We start from the raw sequence: 19,919 nt of genomic DNA, 5'->3' as shown, positions 1-19,919 counted from the left end.
TGCTCGAAACACGACAGACACGGCCGAGAAACGACGTCAGCATAATCTGCGTAAGGTTGCAAGGGACCGATACCCGATCAGGAGTCGCACATGTTCACAGAACCCGCAGAGGTCATCAGCTACATCGAGAAGAACGACGTCAAGTTCCTCGACATCCGTTTCACTGACCTTCCGGGGGTGCAGCAGCACTTCAACATTCCGGCGTCGACCGTCGACGACGACTTCTTCCGCGACGGGCAGCTCTTCGACGGCTCCTCGATCCGCGGCTTCGCCAGCATCCACGAATCGGACATGCAGCTCATCCCTGACGTGACGACCGCATACCTCGACCCGTTCCGCGAGGCGAAGACACTCGTGATGGTCTTCGACATCTACAACCCGCGCACCGGTGAGATCTACTCGAAGGATCCGCGTCAGGTCGCCAAGAAGGCCGAGCAGTACCTCGCCTCCACCGGCATCGCCGACACCGCCTACTTCGCACCCGAGGCGGAGTTCTACATCTTCGACGAGGTCCGCTACTCGGTCACCGCCGGTGAGAGCTTCTACAAGGTCGACTCCGAAGAGGCGGCCTGGAACACCGGCCGCGAGGAGGACGGCGGCAACCTCGGCAACAAGACGCCCTTCAAGGGCGGTTACTTCCCCGTCTCGCCGGTCGACAAGACCGCGGATCTTCGCGACGACATGACGCTGCGCCTGATCGATTCCGGCTTCCACCTGGAGCGCTCGCACCACGAGGTCGGCACCGCCGGGCAGCAGGAGATCAACTACCGCTTCGACACCATGGTGAGCGCGGCCGACGACATCCTGAAGTTCAAGTACATCGTCAAGAACACCGCCGAGGAGTGGGGCAAGACGGTCACGTTCATGCCGAAGCCCCTGTACGGCGACAACGGCTCGGGCATGCACACGCACCAGTCGCTGTGGCTCGACGGCAAGCCGCTGTTCTTCGACGAGGCCGGCTACGGTCAGCTCAGCGACCTCGCCCGCTGGTACATCGGCGGGCTGCTCAAGCACGCCGACGCTGTGCTCGCCTTCACGAACCCCACGCTGAACAGTTACCACCGCCTGGTGAAGCACTTCGAGGCGCCCGTCAACCTCGCCTACTCGGCCGGCAACCGCTCGGCGGCCATCCGCATCCCGCTGACCGGCTCGAATCCGAAGGCGAAGCGCATCGAGTTCCGCGTGCCGGACGCATCCAGCAACCCGTACCTGGCCTTCGCGGCCCAGTTGATGGCGGGCCTGGACGGCATCAAGAACCGCATCGAGCCGTTGGAGCCGATCGACAAGGACCTGTACGAGCTTCCGCCGGAGGAGGCCGCGAACATCCCGCAGGTGCCGAACTCGCTGCTGGACTCGCTCAACGCCCTGCGCGACGACCACGACTTCCTCCTCGAGGGCGGCGTGTTCACCAAGGAGCTCATCGACACCTGGATCGACTACAAGTACGACAACGAGATCCTGCCGATGGCCCAGCGCCCGCACCCGTACGAGTTCGAGCTCTACTACGGGGTCTGACCCGACGCCTGCGGCGCTGCGAGTGCCCTGCTCAGCAGAGGACGCGCAGCGCTGCAGGCTGGATGCGGATGTCCAGGCGGGTGACCTCGTCGGCCTCCTCGCCGTCGATCTGGAAGGCGACGGGAGCGCTGAGCGACACGCGCGCCTCAGCGGCGGAGAGATGCTGCGCAGCGTCCGTGCTGACCGTCTCGCTGGCGCCGAAGATGCGTCGGATGCCGTTGTCCCACACGACCGTGCGCAGCGTCTGCATCCACTGCGCGGCGTTCTCGGCGCTGACGAGCAGCAGGTCGAGACGACCGTCGTCGGGGACGGCATCGGGCAGCAGGGTGACGCCGCCCTGGATCGCGCCGCAGTTGCCGATCAGCAGGGTGTGCCCCGACAGCTGCTGCTCCTGTCCGCCATCGACGCTCAGCAACACGTCGACCGCCTCGGCTGCGCTGACAGCGCGCCCCATGGCCTCGACGTAGGCGAGCCAGCCCGCCTTGTCCTTCAGGTCGTCGTCCGTCTCGGCGAGCATCTGCGCGTCCAGGCCGAATCCGATCATGACCAGGAAACCTGTCTCGGTCTCGGCATCATCCGCGCGCACCCAGCCCATGTCGATCTCGCGGTGCGCGCCGGCGGCGATGACGTCGAGCGCCTTGGGGATGCTGCCAAGCGGGATGCCGAGATTGCGCGCCAGCAGGTTCCCGGTCCCCTGCGGGACGATGCCCAGCTCGGGCCCGCCGCCGACCGAGTCATCGGCCTCGGCGGCCGCCGCGATCACCTCGCCGACGGTGCGGACCGTCCCATCGCCGCCGACGGCGATGATCACATCGCACCCGGCCTCCAGCGCGTCGCGCGACATCTGCTGTCCGGGATCATCAGCGGTGGTCTCCCACCAGTGCACCTCGACCTCGTCGCCGAAGGACGCGTCGACGGCAGCCGTCAGCTCCTGCTCGCCGATCTTGGTCGGATTCCATACGATCCCGATGCGCTTCGACATGTGGCTCCCCCGCTCATCCGTAGAACTGCTTCTCGAACACCCGCCGGGATCGGCGAGTGACCCTCAGAAAGTCCTCTTCCAGCGTCGTCGCCGAGCGGTCGGGGTAGCCGAGCAGGCGCCCGACGCCGTCGAGCTCTCGGATGTCACTGGGCAGCACGTCACGGGTCTGCCCGGTCAGCAGCGTCATGGCAGTGCGCAGCCGGCTGGAGAGGATCCACGCATCGCGCAGCTTCGCCGCACCTGCCGCGGGCAGCAGATTCGCCTCCGCAGCGGCATCCAGGGCATCCAGGGTTGAGGTGGTGCGCAGCGCCGGGATGACATGGCCGTGCTGCAGCTGCAGCACCTGCACCATCCATTCGACGTCGCTGAGCGTGCCGGGTCCGAGCTTGAGGTGGCGGCGCGGGTCGGCGCCCTGCGGCAATCGCTCCCCCTCGACCCTGGCCTTGATCCGCTTGATCTCGCGGACGTCCTGCAGCGAGACCTGCGCGGGATACCGGATGCTGTCGGCGAGCTCGGTGAACTTCGCGATCAGCTTCGCACTGCCCGCCACCCCTCTGGCGCGCAGCAGCGCCTGCGCCTCCCACGACAGCGACCAGCGCCGGTAGTACTGCGTGTACGCCTCGATCGAGCGCACGATCGGACCGTTGCGTCCCTCCGGCCGCAGATCGGCGTCCAGGTCCAGCGGAACCCTGCTGTCGGTGAGGTGCTCGCGCAGCCCCGCGACGATCTTCGCGGCGTGCTGCTGCGCACGCTGCGGGTCGATGCCGTTGGCGTCGTAGACGAACAGCACGTCGGCATCCGATCCGAGCCCGAGCTCGGCACCGCCGAAGCGGCCCATGCCGATGATGCAGAAGTCGAAGTCGTCGTCCTCCGGCGGCACGATCTCCCGGCGCACGGCGCGCAGCGCCGCCTGGATCGTGGCTTCGCTGATCGCGGTGAGGGCCTGCGCCGATTCGTGGATGTCGACGCGGTCCAGCACCAGTCCGATGGCTGTGCGCAGCAGCTCGCGACGGCGCAGCGCCCGCACCGACTTCAGCGCGGCCTTGGTTGTCGCATGACGGGTCTGGATCGCCCGCGCCTCCTCATCGAGCGCCGTCCAGCCCCTCGGTCGCAGTGCGGCCGCGTTGTCGAGCCACGCGACGGATTCGGGGATCCACTCCATCAGCTCACCTGCGTAGCGCGAGCGCGAGAGCACCCTCGTCAGCCGCTCGGCCGCCCCGGATGAGTCGCGCAGCATCCGCAGGAACCAGTGCGTGTCGCCCAGGCGCTCGCTGATCCGCCGGAAGGCGACCAGCCCGTAATCGGGGTCGGTGCCGTCAGCGAACCACCGCAGCATCACCGGCATGAGGTGCTTCTGGATCGCGGCCTTGCGGCTGATGCCCGAGGTCAGTGCGGCGATGTGGCGCAGCGCGCCGGCCGGGTCGCGGAATCCGATCGCGGCGAGCCGGGAGCCGGCCTGCTGCGGCGACATCGCGCGCTCTTCAGCGGGGAGCGAGGCGACGGCCGCGAGCAGCGGGCGGTAGAACAGCCGGGTGTGCTGATCGCGCACTTCACGGCGCAGGTCCTCCCAGACCTTCTGCAGGCCGGACGCGCTGTCCGCGAGGCCGGTCGCGCGGGCCAGCCGCCGCATGCCGACGTCATCATCGGGCAGCAGGTGCGTGCGGGTGAGGTCACGCAGCTGCAGTCGGTGCTCGAGCAGTCGGAGCTTGCGGTACTCCTCGCCGAACTTCGCCGCCTCGGCGCGGCCGATGTACCCGCCGTCGACGAGCGCGTCCAGCGACTCCAGCGTGCCCTGGGTGCGCAGCGTCTCGTCCGTGAGGCCGTGCACGAGCTGCAGCAGCTGCACCGTGAACTCGATGTCGCGCAGCCCGCCCGGGCCGAGCTTGAGCTGGTACGGCATCTCCTCCGGCGGGATGTTGTCGGTGACGCGCTGACGCATGCTCTGCACGCTCTCGACGAAGTCCTCGTGCTCGGCGCTCGACCAGACCTTCGGCTGCACAGCCGAGATGTACTCCGCGCCGAGCCCGGCGTCTCCTGCGATGGCCCTCGCCTTCAGCAGTGCCTGGAACTCCCAGCTCTTCGCCCATCGGTCGTAATAGGCCAGATGCGAGACCAGCGAGCGCACGAGTGCGCCCTGCTTGCCCTCGGGGCGCAGCGCGGCATCCACCTCCCACAGCGGCGGCTCCTTGCCGTAGGCCGACAGGGTGCGCATGGTCTCCTGCGCCAGGCGCGTGGCGATGTCGACCGCGCGCGACTCGGGCAGAACCGTCTCGTCCGCCGTGCCGCCGACGAAGATGACATCCACGTCGCTGAGGTAGTTCAGCTCGTGGGCTCCGGCCTTGCCCATCCCGATGATCGCCAGTCGCGTCGCGGCGATGTCAGCCCGGGTCCCCGCCCTGCCGGTGTCAGCCACAGCGGTGCGCGCGACGGCGAGAGCGGCTTCGAGCGCAGCCCCGGCAGCGTCCGCGAGAGCCTCCGAGACGTCGCCGATGATCTGCAGCGGGTCGTCGGATGCCAGGTCCGCCGCAGCCATCTCGCTGAGGCACCGACGGTACTCCACGCGCAGCGCTGTCGTCGGATCCGTCGCTCGTGCGAACCCGTCCTGTGCGTCCACGGCAGCCAGCATCCGCCGGCTGAGCTCGTCGGCGTCCGGCAGGGTGCTGCGCAGCACAGCATCGCAGGTGAGGTGCTCGGGGTGCCGCTCGAAGAAGCCGGCGAGGCCCGTGGACACGCCGAACAGACGCCAGGCCGCGATTCTGGCCTCCGGGTCGGCGAGCACCTTCCGGGTGCGTTCCGCGTCTCGCCGCGCGACGGCCACCAGGCCGTGCACAGCGGCATCCGGGTCGGCGGCCGCCATTCCGTCGGCGAGCTCGAACCGGTCGAGGCCGGTCAGCTCCGACAGCTCGGTCAGCTCGGCGGAAGCCGCCGTGAGCTCGACGAAGCCGAGGCGTGCGAGTGCCGACAGCGAGACGGACGCATCAGGACGCGCCATGGCGGACTCAGAGCAGTCCGAGGCTGCTCTGGAGCTCGAACGGCGTGACCTGACCCCGGTATGCCTCCCACTCCTTGCGCTTGTTGAGCAGCACGTAATTGAACACCTGCTCGCCCAGCGTCTCGGCCACCAGCTCGGAGTCCTGCATCAGCTCGAGCGCGTGATCGAGACTGGCGGGCAGCTGCGCGTACCCGAGTGCGCGGCGCTCGGAGTCGCTGAGCGACCACACGTTGTCCTCCGCCTCGGGCGGCAGCTCGTACTCCTCCTCGATCCCCTTCAGCCCGGCGGCGAGCATCAGCGCGTAGGCGAGATACGGGTTCGCCGCCGAGTCCAGCCCGCGGTACTCGACGCGCGTCGACTGCTCCTTGTTCGGCTTGTACATCGGCACTCGCACGAGCGCGGAGCGGTTCGCATGCCCCCAAGTGACGAAACTGGGCGCCTCATCACCACCCCACAGACGCTTGTACGAGTTGACGAACTGGTTCGTGACTGCGGCGATCTCGTTGGCGTGCCGCAGCAGACCGGCGATGAAGCGCCTTCCGGTGAGGGAGAGCTGGTACTCGGCGCCTGCCTCGTAGAAGGCGTTCGCGTCGCCCTCGAACAGCGACACGTGCGTGTGCATGCCGCTGCCGGGATGATTGTTCAGCGGCTTCGGCATGAACGTCGCATACACGCCCTGCTCGATCGCGACCTCCTTCACCACGGTGCGGAAGGTCATGATGTTGTCGGCCGTGGTCAGCGCGTCGGCGTAGCGGAGGTCGATCTCGTTCTGACCCGGTCCGCCCTCGTGATGGCTGAACTCCACCGAGATGCCGAGATCCTCCAGCATCCGCACGGCGCTGCGGCGGAAGTCGTGCGCGGTGCCGCCCGGAACGTTGTCGAAATACCCGGCATTGTCCACCGGCACGGGTCCCTCAGGGCCGAACTGCGATGACTTCAGCAGATAGAACTCGATCTCCGGGTGCGTGTAGAACGTGAACCCGGCATCGGCCGCCTTCGCGAGAGCGCGACGCAGCACGTTGCGCGGGTCCGACACCGCAGGACGCCCATCCGGGGTCGCCAGGTCGCAGAACATGCGCGCGGTGGGATCGACGTCCCCCCGCCACGGCAGGATCTGGAACGTCGACGGATCCGGCTGCGCCAGCAGATCAGACTCGTAGCTGCGCGTCAGGCCTTCGATGGCGGAGCCGTCGAAGCCGATGCCCTCGGCGAACGCGCCTTCGACCTCGGCGGGTGCGATCGCCACCGACTTCAGTGTGCCGATCACGTCCGTGAACCACAGTCGAACGAACTTGACGCCGCGCTCCTCGATGGTGCGCAGCACGAAGTCACGCTGCTTGTCCACGCTCATGCCCCAGTCGCGGGACCGGACTTGTCCCACCCCTCTTCGGCTGCCTCTTCCTCGGCCCACGCCCTCGCGCGCTCCTGCAGGATCTGCGGTGCTCTGGCGGCCTCCTCGGCCGTGTCGAACGGTCCGACGCGATCAGCCGATGCCGACTGCATGCCGAACTCCACCTCACCCGTTCTGAGGTTGTACCAGTGCTTCTCGTCGCCGTCGGACATGTCAGCTCCTTCGTCGGGATCTCGTCACGATCCTAATCGCTGGCGAGGTGATCGCTAGGCTATTGGCCATGGCACAGGCAATCGGCGTAGACATCGGCGGCACCGGCATCAAGGCGGGAATCGTCAACCTCGAGACCGGCACGCTGGACTCGGACCGAGTGCGCGTTCCCACCCCCGACGGCGCTCACCCGGCGGACGTCGTCAACACGGTGCGCGAAGTGCTCACCACACTCGGAGTGGCCGAGTCGACGCTGCCGCTCGGCGTCGCGTTTCCCGCGATCGTGAAGCACGGCAGGACGCTGTCCGCCGCCAACATCTCGAAGGAGTGGGTCGACTTCGAAGCGGAGAAGTTCTTCGAGGACGGCCTGGGCCGCGACATCACCTTCGTCAACGATGCGGATGCCGCCGGCGTCGCCGAGGCGCGCCACGGCGCCGCCCGCGATGCCAGAGGTCTGACCATCATGACCACCCTCGGCACCGGCATCGGCTCGGCGTTCCTGTACAACGGCGTGCTCGTGCCGAACACCGAGCTCGGGCACCTCGACCGCAACGGCGAGTCCATCGAGCGCTGGACGGCGTACTCCGCGATGGAGCGGGAGAGCCTGTCGTGGGAGGACTGGTCGGCGCGCCTGCAGGAGTTCTACCGTCACGTGGAGTTCCTGTTCAGCCCTGACCTGTTCGTCGTCGGCGGCGGCGTCTCGAAGCACCCCGAGAAGTTCCTGCCGCTGCTCGATCTGCGCACGCCGATCGTCGCGGCTGTGCACCGCAACGCCTCCGGCATCATCGGCGCGGCAGCGCTCGCCGGCTGATCCCACGGCGGAGCGCCCACGGCAGAGCACGCACGGCAGCATTATCGAAAGGCCCGGTCCGGTGACCGGGCCTTTCAGCGTGCTGAGGCGAACGGGCCGGCCTGTACGCCGGGTTCTGTTCAGGAGTTCTTCGCTCCCTTGACGGCCATCTCTCTCGGCGCCACGTTGCCGTGGCGCTCCAGCAACCTACCCGAGGACTCGGCGGGCCGCGTCAACGTCCTCTGTCTGGTCTTGCTCCGGGCGAGGTTTACCTGGCGGGCCATGTCACCATGTCCCCCGGTGGTCTCTTACACCACCCTTTCACCCTTACCGTCTCCCCGAGGGGTGACGGCGGTCTTCTCTCTGTGGCACTGTCTCGCGGATCTCTCCGGGTGGGTGTTACCCACCGCCCTGCCCTGCGGAGCCCGGACGTTCCTCGGTGCGGTCTCCCGCCACGCGACCGTCCGGCCGACCCGCTCGCCCGCTCAGTCTACGCGCCCTTGCTCGCATCCTCGCTGATGTGCAGGTCAAGTGGGACGTCGATCGGGAAGCCGGGGAACAGTCGGTCGGTGGCGGCCTCGGCCGCCGCCCGCACGGCGCTTGCGACGTCGTCGGCCTGCTCCGCCTGGCAGTGCACGATCACCTCGTCGTGCAGGAACAGCGCGAGGTGCGCGCGGGTGCGGAACACCGGTCCGGAAGCGGATGCCGGCTCGGATGCCAGTGGCAGGGCCATCAGGCGATGACGGATCTCGGCGAGCCACAGCAGGGCCCATTCGGCGGCGGTGCCCTGCACGACGAAATTGCGCGTGAAGCGCCCGCGATCGCGCGCCCTGCTGCGGGCGCGCGATTCGGCGACGCCGCCGGCGTCGGGTCCGCTGGCCAGCGATTGCGCGAGGCGCCACTCCGCATCGGGCCGGGGTGAGGTGCGGCCGAGCAGCGTGCTGACCACGCCGCCGTCCTCGCCGACCTTCGCCGCGTCATCGACCAGTCGCATCGCCTGGGGGTAGACCGCGCGCAGTCGCGGGACGAGCCGGCCGCTCTCGCCCGTCGTCGCGCCGTACATCGCACCGAGCACGGCGTACTTCGCCTCCTCGCGCGAGGAGACAGCGCCTGAGCGCACCACGCCCTCGTACAGGTCGGCGCCGCGTGCGGCATCCGCCATCGCGGTGTCACGGGACATCGCCGCGAGCACGCGCGGCTCGAGCTGCGCGACGTCTGCGCCGACGAGAGTCCAGCCCGGTTCGGCCCGCACCGCGCGCCGCAGCTGACGCGGGATCTGCAGCGCTCCCCCACCCGATGATGCCCAGCGGCCGGTGACGACGCCGCCGGTGAGGTAGACCGGGCGGAAGCGGTCGTCGCGCACCCATTCGTCGAGCCACGACCAGCCGTTCGCGGTGAACAGGCGGGCGAGCCTCTTGTACTCCAGCAGCGGCCCCACGACAGGATGGTCGACCTCGGCGAGCAGCCAGCGCGAAGTGGATTCGACGAAGACGCCCGCTCGCTGCAGGGCGCGCAGCAGACGCGGAGGGCTGTCGGGATTCACGCTCGGATCACCGAGGTGCTCGGCGATCCGGGCGGCGAGCTCGGTCATGTGCGCCGGTCGCGCTCCGCGCATCGGGCGGGGTCCGAGCTGCTCCTGAAGGATGCCCTCGTGCGCGGATCGACTCCAGGGCAGTCCCGCGGCGGTCATCTCCTCAGCGATGAGCGCCCCGGTCGACTCCGCCGCGCACAGCAGGGCGAGCCTGGCATCCGGCGCACGCCCCAGTGCGGCGAGCTGCGCCTGCCACTGAGCCCTCACCTCGTCGAAGTCGCCGCCGTGCGACGCCGCCGTGTCGTCGATGTCGAAGAGTCCCGGCTGCGCCGCCGGCGCGTCGACCTGCTCGGTGCGGACCCACAGCGCCGATGGCTCCAAGGCCGGATCGAGCGAGGCGGTGTCGCGGAGGATCGCGTGGCACAGCATGAGATCGTGCGCGCGCCTCAGACGCACTCCCGCGGCGAGCAGCGGCGGATAGAAGGCGCGAAGCGTCCGCACCGTCCACCGCGGGGCGAGCGCCTCCTCCAGCGCGCGCACCCGGCGGACCAGGTCGTCGTCGCTCACCACTTCCGGGTCGACTGCCGCTGCTGGGTCGTCGTGCACTGCGATCAGCCAGCCGCCGACGCCCGTGCGGGCGACGAGGGCGTGCGGCGTCACAGACCCGATTCGTCCGTGCGCACGAGGATCGCGCCGCATTCCGGGCACGAGACGACGTCGTCCGAGGCCGCTCGGCGCACCTCGTTCAGGTCGGTGCCCGAGAGCATCATCCGGCACCCTTCGCACACGCCGCCGCGCAGCAGTCCGACCGCGATGCCGCGTGACGCGCGTCGCTCGTAGTCGGCGATCAGGTCGGGTGCGACCGATTCCGCCAGAGCCGCACGATCACGTGTGAGGTGCTCTCCCTCGGTTGTGGCGGCGGCGATGTCGGCCTTGGCCGCCGCGGTGAGCTGCGAGCCCTCGGCCTGGGTCTGGTCGATCAGCGCACGCTGCGCGTCGACGGCCGCCTGAGCCTCTTCGACATTGCCCATGATGTCGAGCTCGGTGTCCTCCAGCATGCTGATGCGCCGGGCGAGACTGGCGATCTCGTTCTCGAGCGCCTGCGCCTGCTTGGGGTCGGTGGCGGCGGCCAGCCGCTCGGCGTCGCGATCGCGGCGCTGCGTGGCGAGGGCGACGTCCGACTCCACTCGGGCGAGTTCGCTGCGTGCGTCATCGAGCACTCCCGTCAGGGCGGTCAGCTCGCCGACTTGCTGCTGACGGATGCCCGCGAGCTCATTGATGCGCTCTCCCTGGGACGGCTGCGTGCGAGCGCGCTCGGTCTGCTGGATGCGACGGTCAAGATCGGCGATGTCGAGCAGGGTGCGCTGGTTCTCGGGGCTGGCTTTCACGTCTCAAATCTATCCGTTGTTCCATATCGCGTCGACGTACAGCCAGACCCGATCCTCGCGGACGAATCGGCTGCGCTCGCGCAGGGAGGATCGCTGCCCGTCCAGCCGGTGGAACGCCTCGAACTCGACGACGCCGGTGGCATCGAAGGGCCCTCCGCCGTCGACATCGAGGATGTCCAGCCGCACCCAGCGCACATCATCGTCGAGATCGAGCTCGGCGGGACGTGTGGACGGATGCCAGGTGCGCAGCAGATGCCCGGCATCCCCCACGGCGAACGCGGTGAACCGCGACCGCATCAGTCGCAGCGCCGTCGGCGCGCGGCCGGACGCCAGAACGGGGTCGCAGCACGAGCCGAAGACGTCGCCGCTCGTGCAGGGGCAGCGCTGATCGGCGGCGATCGGTGAGGGGGCGGGCATTTCTCCATGTTGCCAGTCGTCCATCGCGCGAGCACCATCGCCGCGTAGGCTGTCCGGACGTCAAGATGAGGAGTCGACATGTCTGAGATGCCATCCTTCGCCGCGCACAACGGTTTCCGCCTCCCCGCCGTCGGACTCGGCACGTACCGGTTGAACGGCGACGCCGGAGCCGCCGCCGTCGCGGCCGGACTCGACCTCGGGTATCGCCTCGTCGACACCGCGTTCAACTACGAGAACGAGGGTGCGGTGGGCGCCGGCATCCGGGCATCCGCGATCGATCGCTCCGAGATCATCGTCGCGACGAAGCTGCCGGGCCGCCACCATGCGGCGGCGAAGGCGCGCGACAGCATCGAGGAGAGCAGACACCGCCTCGGCGTGGATGCCACGGATCTGCATCTGATCCACTGGCCGAATCCTTCCGTCGGCCAGTACGGCGAAGCCTGGCAGGCGCTTGTCGACGCCCAGCAGCGCGGGACGGTCCGCCACGTCGGCGTGTCGAACTTCCTGCCCGAGCATCTCGATCGGATCGAGTCGGCCAGCGGCGTGCGACCGGTCGCGAATCAGATCGAGGTGCACCCCTACTTCCCCCAGCAGGAGGCGCTCGACCTGCACGCCGAGCGCGGCATCCTCACCGTCGCCTGGAGCCCGCTGGGACGGGCGCGCGAGCTGCTGCAGGAGCCGGTGATCGTGGAGGTCGCCGCCGGGCACGGCATCACGCCGGCTCAGACGGTGATCGCCTGGCACGTCGCTCGCGGCACGGTGTCGATCCCGAAGGCATCCTCGATCGAGCACCAGCAGCTGAACCTCGACGCGGCCTCGGTCGTGCTCGCGTCGGACGAGGTCGAGGCGATCACCGGTCTCGGCCGCGCGGACGGCCGTCTCTTCGACGGCGACCCGGCGACGCACGAGGAGATGTGACCGGCATCAGGAATCGTCGGCGGCCGCAGCATCCAGCGTCAGGGCGTCCGCCGTGCGGATGAAGAGGATGATCCAGGTGAACACCAGCACGCCGGCGATGAGCTCGACCGCCGTGAGCGAGTAGTACCCCACGGCGAAGAGCACGGCGAGCAGGACGATCACTGCGACGAAGAGGTACCCCAGGAGCAGGAAGGTGCGGGAGAGTCCTGGCAGCCACCATCGCAGCGCGATCACCAGCACGCCGAACGCGACGGCCATTCCGGACGCGACGCCGGTGTGCAGCAGGAAGAAGCGGTCGACCGGGAACACCCCGACCAGGCCGAGGAAGATGCCGACGATCACCAGGCACGCACGCACCGCAGTGACCCCCTGCCGCCGAGCGGGGATCTTCGCCGTCGCATAGCGTGCGAGCGTCGTGACCAGGACCCCCGCGACGATCAGGGTCAGGTTGAACGCGCGCGCCGAGAGGTCATTGGTCATTCCGAGCGCGCTCAGGTTGTCCTTCCACCATGACGGATCGCTCGCCGTGAGCATGGATGCCAGGATGCCTACGACGAGGAAGGTCGCGAGCACGACCGCGAGCAGCTGCAGGTCGAGGCGGGTCGCGGATGCGTACACGACGTACGCGGTCAGGCCCGCGGCCGCACCGGAGAGGACGAGCACGGGGAACGGGAACACCACGGCGCCGATCAGGCCGGCCTCGAGGATGACGGCGGTCAGAGTCCATCCCAGCAGGGCGATCACCGCATGAGCGACGGCGAGGGCCACCACATCGATGACGTCGAGAAGTCCCAGCGGTTTCGAGCGCGTCGGATCTGCGACGACGATTCGACCGAGGATGAACACGACGAGGGCCGTGACGGCCGCGGCGATGGCCGCGTACTGGCCGATCGAGCCGGCGCCCGAGATGGGGGCCGATCTGAATCCGAACACGGGCAGCGCGACCAGCGCCGCGAGGACGAACGCGAAGATGGAGATCTGCAGCCCGATGGCCTCTCGCGCGCGTTCGCGCGTGCCCCCGTTCTCGATCGAGCGGGCTGCGCTGAGGAGGTCTGGCCGTGCGACGCTGGACGACATGCCCTCAGTCTGGCATGACGCTACTCTGACGGGATGACCGCCAAGCCAGGTGCAGAGCCGGAACGTCTCCACTCCCCTGCGCTGCGCGTGCTGCTCCCCCTTGCCGCGGCGACCGTGACGCTGATCGGCGTGCACCTCGCCCAGGACGTTCTTACTCCGCTCGCTCTCGCCCTGGTGATCGTGATCATCTGCGAGCCGGTGCGTCGACCGCTGGAGCGGCGCGGATGGCCGCTGTGGGCGGCATCGACGATCGTCATCGTCGTGGCCTACCTCATCCTCGTGGTGATGGGCGTGCTGCTCTGGATCGCCGGTGCGCAGTTCGTCGCGCTCATGGAGGATGTGTCAGGCGCCGGCATGCCTGCCGCGGTCGAGGACCTCATCGCCTGGCTGCAGTCGGCCGGCCTGGACAAGGGCGTGTCGGACGCGGCATCGGCCCTTCTCGATCCGGCCATGCTGCTGAGCGTCGCCGGCGCGGTGTGGAGCAGCGTCCTGGGGGTCGCCACGGCGCTGTTCTTCGTCTGCGCGTACGTGATCATGATGGCCGTCGATGCTGCCAGGTACCGTCAGGCGCCGCGCCTGTTCGGCGCGACCGAGGGCGGGGCCATGGGGCGGATCTCGCGTCTGAGCTCGGGCATCCGCCGCTACTACGTCGTGAACGCGGCCTTCGGTGCGGTCGTCGCGATCATCGACGGCCTCGCGCTGTGGTGGATGGGCGTGCCCGCACCGGTCGTGTGGGCGGTGCTCGCCTTCGTGACCAACTTCATCCCCAACATCGGGTTCGTGATCGGCCTGGTCCCCCCGGCCGTCCTCGCGTTCATCGTCGGCGGATGGCCGCTCATGCTCGGCGTCGTGGCCGTGTACTGTGTGGTGAACGTGACGCTGCAGGTGCTGATCCAGCCGAAGTTCGTCAGCGACGCGGTCGGTCTGAGCCTCACCCTGACGTTCTTCTCCGTCGTGTTCTGGACGTTCATCATCGGCCCGCTCGGCGCGATCCTGTCGATCCCGCTCACGCTGTTCGCCCGCATGGTGCTGTTCGAGGGCGACCCCGGCGCCCGCTGGGTGCGGTGGCTGTCCGGCGATCGGGATGCCGCGCCCGAGGCGCCGTCGGCCGACGTCTGACACTTCGCCGGAGGAAGGAGCTCAGAGGTGGGCCCTGCCGGGATCGAACCGGCGACACCCACGGTGTGTATGTCGCCGATCGGCGGAAACCCCTGATTTCACGCGTTACGTACGTTGCAGGGACCTACCGAGATTGCCGCGGTGTCATCCTGGAGGCATCCCATCTTCTCAATCCGGTCGAGGGTGAACAGGCGACCTATCGAGCCCGAAGACGCCCGGACCGCGACGACGGCCATATACCTATTTCGAGCGCTTCAAGCCCTCCCAACGGATCCAGCTCGCTTCCGGTTCAGCCTCTTGGCGCTCGCTCGACTGGGTGCCGACACCTACAACTCCATCAAGCACTTCAGCCGTCCACAGGTAACGGACGCCAGTCACATCGATCTCATCGTTGACATTTCTCAGTTGATGGCCAGGTTGGATTCGAACGGCTTCGCGTCGAAGTCTCAGACGCGGGTGAGCTGGTGCCCTGGCGTGGGAATGGCCACGACCCGCAACCGCCCGGGACTGACGGTGCCCTGCCCCTCGCGATCGAGGCAGCTCTATCCGATCCCGAGAGTAGTGCTCAGCGCGCCGAGATGACGCGGTAGAGGGTCGCCTGCGAGATTCCGGTCATGCTCGCGATCTCGGCGCGGCTGTACTCACCACTACGCTAAGTCCAATGGTGGACCTCACTGACCTTGCCCGTCCTTTGGCATCCGCGCTGCGGACAGCTGCGAAACCAATCCAGGCCGAAGCCTGGGATCATGCAGCGTTTCAACGCAGATTGCACGAAGCGCTCTCCGACGCGTTCAACGGGATGGAGGAGCCGATTCGCTTAGTTCGTTATCGCGCCCATCTCATATCCGCGACCGATGCCGTAGCGCTGACCGAACTCTCAGAGGGCCTTGATGCATGCGTGCGGAAGCTCGCCGGTCCTGAGTGGTGGAAGAGGGCCGTATTCTGGAAGATCTCGGACGGTGCGCCCTACGCCAAAGCGGTGAACGTCCCGCTACGCGAGGCAGCGAGTGTGGCGCGTAGCCTCCAGCCGAAGGTGGCGGGAAACAGCGGCTTGAACAAACTGGACAGGCAGTCTTACAAATCTGGAAGCGCGGAAGAGGGACAGTTCCGCACAACAGTTGACAGGATCAACGCCGAGGCAGAAAGTCTGGAGCGTCTTCTCGACGAAGCTCAAAGTGCCCGCACTGAAGCGGCCGCGTTCTTCGACGGGTGGCATCGTGGTCGTGGTTTGGTTTCGAAGAAATCGATGAAGGAAGTTACAGCGTCACCGCACTGAGCGAGATTCCGAGGCCACCGACGAACCTCGAGATGTCTCGCGATCGCGCGGTAAGCGCGAAAGGTGTTCAGGTATGACCGACGAACGCGAATCCATCGAAGCCGAGTTGCTCGCACGCTGATTGTTGTTACCAATCCGACCCGCGTGATGCCTCTACTTTCACAGTGGGCCCTGCCGGGATCGAACCGACGACATCCACGGTGTAAACGTGGCGCTCTACCAGCTGAGCTAAAGGCCCTCAGAACCCCATTCTAACGGGCCGGGATTGCGTCACCGGACCCTCGAACGGATATAGGGTGAAGACAGCGCGCGTTGTGCACAGCCGACAAGGCCGCCCCGCGGCGCATCCCGTTTCCTTGGCAAGACCTGCCAGCTTGACGAAAGGCTCCACGTGACCGTCCACGATCAGGATCCGTACTCCCAGGCCCCCCTGGACAGCGACCCGGAGGAGACCGGCGAGTGGCAGCAGTCGCTCGATGAGCTGGTGGATGCAAAGGGCCACGGCCGCGGCCGTGAGATCATGCTCAGCTTGCTCAAGCGCTCGAAGGATCTGCACCTCGGTGTGCCGATGGTTCCGACCACCGATTACATCAACACGATCGCTCCCGAGAACGAGCCATCCTTCCCGGGCGACGAGGAGGTCGAGCGCCGCTACCGCAGCTGGATCCGCTGGAACGCCGCGGTCACGGTGCACCGTGCACAGCGCCCCGGGATCGGCGTCGGCGGTCACATCTCGACCTACGCGTCCTCCGCGTCGCTGTACGAGGTCGGCTTCAACCACTTCTTCCGCGGCCTCGACAACCCCGGCGGCGGCGACCAGATCTTCATCCAGGGCCACGCCTCGCCCGGCATCTATGCCCGCTCGTTCCTCGAGGGTCGCCTCAGCGAAGAGCAGATGGACGGCTTCCGCCAGGAGAAGTCGCGCGCCCCGCACGCGCTGCCGTCTTACCCGCACCCGCGCCTGATGCCGGAGTACTGGCAGTTCCCGACCGTGTCGATGGGGCTCGGCCCGATCAACGCGATCTACCAGGCCATGTCGAACCGGTACCTCGAGAACCGCGGCATCAAGGACACCTCCGCCTCGCACGTGTGGGCCTTCCTCGGCGACGGCGAGATGGACGAGATCGAGAGCCGTGGCCAGCTTCAGGTCGCTGCCAACGAGGGTCTCGACAACCTGACGTTCGTCATCAACTGCAACCTGCAGCGCCTCGACGGCCCGGTCCGCGGCAACGGCAAGATCGTTCAGGAGCTCGAGTCGTTCTTCCGCGGCGCGGGCTGGAACGTCATCAAGGTCGTCTGGGGCCGCGAGTGGGACGACCTGCTCGCCCGCGACAGCGAGGGCGCGCTGCTGAACATCATGAACTCGACCCCGGACGGCGACTACCAGACGTACAAGGCCGAATCCGGCGCCTACGTGCGCGAGCACTTCTTCGGCAAGGACGAGCGCGCGGCCGCACTGGTCAAGGATCTCAGCGACGAAGAGATCTGGCAGCTGCGCCGCGGTGGTCACGACTACCGCAAGGTGTACGCCGCGTACAAGGCCGCCGTCGAGCACAAGGGCCAGCCCACCGTCATCCTCGCCAAGACCGTCAAGGGCTACGGCCTCGGTCCACACTTCGAGGGCCGCAACGCGACCCACCAGATGAAGAAGATGACGCTGGAGAACCTGAAGACCTTCCGCGACACCATGCACATCCCGATCACGGATGCGCAGCTCGAGGAGAACCCGTACCTGCCGCCGTACTACAACCCCGGTGCGCAGGACGAGACGGTCCAGTACATGCTCGAGCGTCGCAAGAGCCTCGGCGGCTTCCTGCCCGAGCGCCGGACGACCCACGTCCCGATCTCGCTTCCGGGCGATGCCGCGTACGCTCTGCCGAAGAAGGGCTCCGGCACCCAGGAGATCGCCACGACCATGGCGTTCGTCCGATTGCTGAAGGACCTGCTGCGCTCGAAGGACTTCGGTCACCGCATCGTGCCGATCATCCCGGACGAGGCCCGCACCTTCGGTCTCGACGCGTACTTCCCCACGGCGAAGATCTACAACCCGAACGGCCAGCACTACACGTCGGTCGACCGGGAGCTGCTGCTCGCCTACAAGGAGAGCCCGCAGGGCCAGATCGTGCACGTCGGCATCAACGAGGCGGGGGCCGTCGCGGCCTTCACCGCCGCCGGCACCTCCTACGCCACGCACGGCGAGCCGCTGATCCCGATCTACATCTTCTACTCGATGTTCGGCTTCCAGCGCACGGGCGACGCCCAGTGGGCCGCCGGCGACCAGATGGCTCGCGGGTTCATCATCGGCGCCACCGCCGGACGCACCACGCTCGCCGGTGAGGGCCTGCAGCATGCCGACGGACACTCGCTGCTGCTGGCATCCACGAACCCGGCGACGGTGTCCTACGACCCGGCGTACGGCTACGAGATCGCCCACATCGTCCGCTCGGGCCTGGAGCGCATGTACGGCGGCGAGCACGAGGACCCGAACGTCATGTACTACATGACCGTCTACAACGAGCCGCTCGTCCAGCCGGTCGAGCCGGAGGACGTCGATGTCGACGGCATCGTCCGCGGCATCCACCGCATCGCCACCGGCGAGGGCGACGGTCCGCGCACCCAGCTGCTCGCATCGGGTGTCGGCGTGCCGTGGGCTCTCGAGGCTCAGCAGCTGCTGAAGCAGGACTGGGGCGTCGCCGCCGATGTCTGGTCGGTCACCTCGTGGGGCGAGCTGCGCCGCGACGGCCTCGCCGTCGACGAGCACAACTTCCTGCACCCCGCCGAGGAGCCCCGCACGGCCTACCTGACGCAGAAGCTGCAGGAGGCCGAGGGCCCAGTGATCGCGGTCAGCGACTTCATGCACGCCGTGCAGGATCAGATCCGCCCGTGGGTTCCGCAGCGCTACTACACGCTCGGCGCCGACGACTTCGGATTCTCCGACACCCGGGCAGCGGCCCGTCGCTACTTCAAGATCGATGGACCGTCGATGGTCGTGCGCGCGCTGCAGGCGCTCGCCGACGAGGGCAAGGTCGATCGCGCGCTGGTCGGTCAGGCCATCGAGAAGTACCGCCTGTTCGACGTCAACGCGGGCTCCAGCGGAAACGCGGGCGGCGAGAGCTGAGCCTGTGACCGGTACCTCGAAGCCGGCCATGGACAAGGCCGCAACGCTCACCTGGCTGCGCCGCATCTCCGGTGACATCGCCACGGTGACGATCAAGCGGCTCGAGGACACCCTGCCCTGGTACGCCGACATGCCGCCGGCCCGACGCTCCGCCGTCGGGCTGGTGGCCCAGGCCGGCATCACCTCCTTCATCCAGTGGTACGAGGATCCGACCTCGACGCCCTGGATCGCCGCCGACATCTTCGCGGCGGCTCCCCGTGAGCTGCTGCGAAGCGTCAGCCTGCAGCAGACGCTGCAGCTGATCCGCGTCACAGTCGAGGTCACCGAGGAGCGCGTCGCCGGCCGCGGCGACGACCTGCGCGAGGCCATCCTGCTCTACTCGCGCGATGTCGCCTTCGCCTCGGCCGACGTGTACGCGCGCGCCGCCGAGGCTCGCGGACTCTGGGATGCCCGGCTCGAGGCGCTCGTGGTCGATTCCATCCTCACCGGGGAAGCCGATGAGGAGCTGCCCAGCCGGATCGCGGCTCTGGGCTGGCACGGTCACGGCGAGGTATGCGTGATCGTCGGCACCACACCTCCGCAGTTCGACGTCGACCTGGTGCGACGCACCGCCCGTCGCCTCTCCGTCGATGTGCTGATCGGCGTGCAGGGCTCCAGGCTCGTGCTCGTCATCGGCCGGGCCAGGGTGCCAGGCAAGGAGGTCGCCGAGGAGGAGCTGCCGTTCAGCGAGATCGCCAAGAATCTCGAGCCGTCCTTCGGCCCGGGATATGTCGTGCTCGGCCCGCCGGTCACCGCGCTGGTGGATGCCGGCCAGAGCGCCCGCGCCGCTCTCGCCGGCTTCGCGGTCGCCCGCGCCTGGCGCGGCGCGCCCCGTCCCGTCGAGGCGGACGATCTGCTGCCGGAGCGCGCGCTCGCCGGTGACACCCTGGCCAAGCAGACACTGATCGAGCGAATCCACCGTCCGCTCCAGGCGCACTCACCGGACCTGGTGACGACCCTGTGGAGCTACCTCGACAACGGCCGCTCGCTGGAGGCGACTGCACGCGAGCTGTTCGTGCATCCGAACACCGTGCGCTATCGCCTGAAGCGAGTGACCGAGGTGATCGGCTGGGATGCCACGGGTCCGCGTGAGGCGCTCATCCTGCAGACCGCGCTGATCCTGGGCTCCATCGGCACCGCCGAGCCCGCGCGTCGCCGTCAGCTGCCGCGTCGGCGCTGAACACTATGAGGCGCTG

At 68.1% G+C, this 19,919-nt stretch carries 15 protein-coding genes, 1 tRNA gene, 1 other RNA gene and 1 pseudogene; 7 read left to right on the top strand and 11 right to left on the bottom strand.

The genetic code is table 11. From position 1 onward, the window contains the following. Positions 1-90: 90 nt before the first annotated feature. Positions 91-1,515, top strand: a complete 1,425-nt coding sequence (glnA, locus tag ACQUSX_RS01655; protein WP_428905235.1) for a type I glutamate--ammonia ligase — start codon at positions 91-93, stop codon at positions 1,513-1,515. Between the two features lie 31 nt (positions 1,516-1,546). On the opposite strand, the gene ACQUSX_RS01650 is transcribed toward glnA, so the two are convergent. Genes ACQUSX_RS01650 through ACQUSX_RS01635 form a run of 4 tightly spaced genes read right to left on the bottom strand, consistent with a single transcriptional unit; the run spans position 1,547 to position 7,052 of the window. Continuing rightward, the gene (locus ACQUSX_RS01650) at positions 1,547-2,497 is read right to left on the bottom strand and encodes a diacylglycerol/lipid kinase family protein (protein WP_428905234.1); all 951 of its coding nucleotides are present in this window, start codon (positions 2,495-2,497) and stop codon (positions 1,547-1,549) included. 13 nt (positions 2,498-2,510) lie between these two features. Further along, entirely contained in the window at positions 2,511-5,489 is a 2,979-nt protein-coding gene (locus ACQUSX_RS01645) for a bifunctional [glutamine synthetase] adenylyltransferase/[glutamine synthetase]-adenylyl-L-tyrosine phosphorylase (RefSeq protein WP_428905233.1), read from the bottom strand. A 7-nt stretch (positions 5,490-5,496) separates the two neighbouring features. After that, the gene (locus ACQUSX_RS01640; protein WP_428907568.1) at positions 5,497-6,834 is read right to left on the bottom strand and encodes a glutamine synthetase family protein; all 1,338 of its coding nucleotides are present in this window, start codon (positions 6,832-6,834) and stop codon (positions 5,497-5,499) included. A gap of 2 nt (positions 6,835-6,836) precedes the next feature. Beyond that, positions 6,837-7,052, bottom strand: coding sequence for an SPOR domain-containing protein (locus ACQUSX_RS01635; RefSeq protein WP_428905232.1), 216 nt, complete (start codon positions 7,050-7,052; stop codon positions 6,837-6,839). 68 nt (positions 7,053-7,120) lie between these two features. Between ACQUSX_RS01635 and ppgK the strand changes: the two genes are divergently transcribed. Continuing rightward, entirely contained in the window at positions 7,121-7,861 is a 741-nt protein-coding gene (gene ppgK, locus ACQUSX_RS01630; RefSeq protein WP_428905231.1) for a polyphosphate--glucose phosphotransferase, read from the top strand. An 88-nt stretch (positions 7,862-7,949) separates the two neighbouring features. Here the strand turns inward: ppgK and rnpB are convergent. The 4 genes from rnpB to ACQUSX_RS01610 form a co-directional block, all read right to left on the bottom strand. Next, positions 7,950-8,316: RNase P RNA component class A (gene rnpB, locus ACQUSX_RS01625), an RNA gene on the bottom strand. Positions 8,317-8,330: 14 nt separating this feature from the next. Beyond that, a complete protein-coding gene (locus tag ACQUSX_RS01620) occupies positions 8,331-10,070 on the bottom strand; it encodes a bifunctional 3'-5' exonuclease/DNA polymerase (protein WP_428905230.1) in 1,740 nt (579 codons plus the stop codon). After that, on the bottom strand, positions 10,028-10,759 hold the full coding sequence (locus ACQUSX_RS01615) for a zinc ribbon domain-containing protein (protein WP_428905229.1): 732 nt from the start codon (positions 10,757-10,759) through the stop codon (positions 10,028-10,030). Before ACQUSX_RS01615 ends, ACQUSX_RS01620 begins: the two co-directional genes overlap by 43 nt. A 9-nt stretch (positions 10,760-10,768) precedes the next feature. After that, a complete protein-coding gene (locus ACQUSX_RS01610; RefSeq protein WP_428905228.1) occupies positions 10,769-11,176 on the bottom strand; it encodes a YchJ family protein in 408 nt (135 codons plus the stop codon). A gap of 78 nt (positions 11,177-11,254) precedes the next feature. On the opposite strand from ACQUSX_RS01610, the gene ACQUSX_RS01605 reads away from it, so the two are divergent. Continuing rightward, positions 11,255-12,094 (top strand): aldo/keto reductase, encoded by an 840-nt coding sequence (locus tag ACQUSX_RS01605; protein WP_428905227.1) that lies wholly within the window; start codon positions 11,255-11,257, stop codon positions 12,092-12,094. Between the two features lie 6 nt (positions 12,095-12,100). Here the strand turns inward: ACQUSX_RS01605 and ACQUSX_RS01600 are convergent, their stop codons facing one another. Next, on the bottom strand, positions 12,101-13,171 hold the full coding sequence (locus ACQUSX_RS01600) for a DUF998 domain-containing protein (protein WP_428905226.1): 1,071 nt from the start codon (positions 13,169-13,171) through the stop codon (positions 12,101-12,103). 33 nt (positions 13,172-13,204) lie between these two features. Between ACQUSX_RS01600 and ACQUSX_RS01595 the strand changes: the two genes are divergently transcribed. Further along, a complete protein-coding gene (locus tag ACQUSX_RS01595; protein ID WP_428905225.1) occupies positions 13,205-14,290 on the top strand; it encodes an AI-2E family transporter in 1,086 nt (361 codons plus the stop codon). A 565-nt stretch (positions 14,291-14,855) separates the two neighbouring features. On the opposite strand, the pseudogene ACQUSX_RS01590 reads toward ACQUSX_RS01595, so the two are convergent. Then, a pseudogene (locus tag ACQUSX_RS01590) lies at positions 14,856-14,930 on the bottom strand (recombinase family protein); the annotation flags it as partial. A gap of 21 nt (positions 14,931-14,951) precedes the next feature. Here ACQUSX_RS01590 and ACQUSX_RS01585 point away from each other — a divergent pair. Continuing rightward, on the top strand, positions 14,952-15,566 hold the full coding sequence (locus ACQUSX_RS01585; RefSeq protein ID WP_428905224.1) for a hypothetical protein: 615 nt from the start codon (positions 14,952-14,954) through the stop codon (positions 15,564-15,566). Between the two features lie 165 nt (positions 15,567-15,731). Here ACQUSX_RS01585 and ACQUSX_RS01580 read toward each other — a convergent pair. Then, positions 15,732-15,804 (bottom strand) — tRNA-Val (locus tag ACQUSX_RS01580). 153 nt (positions 15,805-15,957) lie between these two features. On the opposite strand from ACQUSX_RS01580, the gene aceE reads away from it, so the two are divergent. Next, positions 15,958-18,684, top strand: coding sequence for a pyruvate dehydrogenase (acetyl-transferring), homodimeric type (gene aceE / locus ACQUSX_RS01575; protein WP_428905223.1), 2,727 nt, complete (start codon positions 15,958-15,960; stop codon positions 18,682-18,684). A 28-nt stretch (positions 18,685-18,712) separates the two neighbouring features. Continuing rightward, on the top strand, positions 18,713-19,903 hold the full coding sequence (locus tag ACQUSX_RS01570) for a PucR family transcriptional regulator (protein ID WP_428905222.1): 1,191 nt from the start codon (positions 18,713-18,715) through the stop codon (positions 19,901-19,903). Positions 19,904-19,919 lie beyond the last annotated feature (16 nt).

This window comes from Microbacterium alcoholitolerans (assembly GCF_050408615.1).
Classification (GTDB): Bacteria; Actinomycetota; Actinomycetes; order Actinomycetales; family Microbacteriaceae; genus Microbacterium.
This window is presented reverse-complemented; position numbering and strand designations above follow the sequence as displayed.

Excerpts from the sequence above, each read along its gene's own strand:
- glnA (WP_428905235.1), top strand. The coding sequence starts at position 91 with ATGTTCACAGAACCCGCAGAGGTCATCAGCTACATCGAGAAGAACGAC.
- ACQUSX_RS01650 (WP_428905234.1), bottom strand. The coding sequence starts at position 2,497 with ATGTCGAAGCGCATCGGGATCGTATGGAATCCGACCAAGATCGGCGAG.
- ACQUSX_RS01645 (WP_428905233.1), bottom strand. The coding sequence starts at position 5,489 with ATGGCGCGTCCTGATGCGTCCGTCTCGCTGTCGGCACTCGCACGCCTC.
- ACQUSX_RS01635 (WP_428905232.1), bottom strand. The coding sequence starts at position 7,052 with ATGTCCGACGGCGACGAGAAGCACTGGTACAACCTCAGAACGGGTGAG.
- ppgK (WP_428905231.1), top strand. The coding sequence starts at position 7,121 with ATGGCACAGGCAATCGGCGTAGACATCGGCGGCACCGGCATCAAGGCG.
- ACQUSX_RS01620 (WP_428905230.1), bottom strand. The coding sequence starts at position 10,070 with ATGCGGCGCGATCCTCGTGCGCACGGACGAATCGGGTCTGTGACGCCG.
- ACQUSX_RS01610 (WP_428905228.1), bottom strand. The coding sequence starts at position 11,176 with ATGCCCGCCCCCTCACCGATCGCCGCCGATCAGCGCTGCCCCTGCACG.
- ACQUSX_RS01605 (WP_428905227.1), top strand. The coding sequence starts at position 11,255 with ATGTCTGAGATGCCATCCTTCGCCGCGCACAACGGTTTCCGCCTCCCC.
- ACQUSX_RS01600 (WP_428905226.1), bottom strand. The coding sequence starts at position 13,171 with ATGTCGTCCAGCGTCGCACGGCCAGACCTCCTCAGCGCAGCCCGCTCG.
- ACQUSX_RS01595 (WP_428905225.1), top strand. The coding sequence starts at position 13,205 with ATGACCGCCAAGCCAGGTGCAGAGCCGGAACGTCTCCACTCCCCTGCG.
- ACQUSX_RS01585 (WP_428905224.1), top strand. The coding sequence starts at position 14,952 with ATGGTGGACCTCACTGACCTTGCCCGTCCTTTGGCATCCGCGCTGCGG.
- ACQUSX_RS01570 (WP_428905222.1), top strand. The coding sequence starts at position 18,713 with ATGGACAAGGCCGCAACGCTCACCTGGCTGCGCCGCATCTCCGGTGAC.